Source organism: Microbacterium sp. M3 (genome assembly GCF_033548675.1).
Lineage (GTDB): Bacteria > Actinomycetota > Actinomycetes > Actinomycetales > Microbacteriaceae > Microbacterium > Microbacterium arthrosphaerae.
The window spans coordinates 1-748 of sequence record NZ_JAWTZT010000014.1 but is presented as its reverse complement, the minus strand read 5'-3'; the positions used below and the strand labels follow the sequence as shown (position 1 = coordinate 748).

Here is a 748-nt window from a genome sequence, read left to right as displayed (position 1 = left end):
GGTGCGTCCGATCTTTGAGAACTCAACAGCGTGCACTTGTCAAATGCCAATTTTTTCTCTGTCGACCGTTTTTCGGTTGGTGGGGGTCTTATTTGGATCAATTCATGGATGTCAGTTTGATATTCGTTTTTGGTCATGGTTGAACTCGCTGCTTTCGGTCTTATTCCGATTGTTTGCAGCATCATTTTTTTATGGAGAGTTTGATCCTGGCTCAGGATGAACGCTGGCGGCGTGCTTAACACATGCAAGTCGAACGGTGAAGCCCCGCTTGCGGGGTGGATCAGTGGCGAACGGGTGAGTAACACGTGAGCAACCTGCCCCTGACTCTGGGATAAGCGCTGGAAACGGCGTCTAATACTGGATACGAACCGCGAAGGCATCTTCAGTGGTTGGAAAGATTTTTTGGTTGGGGATGGGCTCGCGGCCTATCAGCTTGTTGGTGAGGTAATGGCTCACCAAGGCGTCGACGGGTAGCCGGCCTGAGAGGGTGACCGGCCACACTGGGACTGAGACACGGCCCAGACTCCTACGGGAGGCAGCAGTGGGGAATATTGCACAATGGGCGGAAGCCTGATGCAGCAACGCCGCGTGAGGGATGACGGCCTTCGGGTTGTAAACCTCTTTTAGCAAGGAAGAAGCGTGAGTGACGGTACTTGCAGAAAAAGCGCCGGCTAACTACGTGCCAGCAGCCGCGGTAATACGTAGGGCGCAAGCGTTATCCGGAATTATTGGGCGTAAAGAGCTCGTA

Annotated in this window: 1 rRNA gene; it reads left to right on the top strand. The window is 53.3% G+C overall.

Annotated elements, in window-relative coordinates:
- Positions 1-188: 188 nt before the first annotated feature.
- A 16S ribosomal RNA gene (locus R8Z57_RS17395) occupies positions 189-748 on the top strand; the annotation flags it as partial.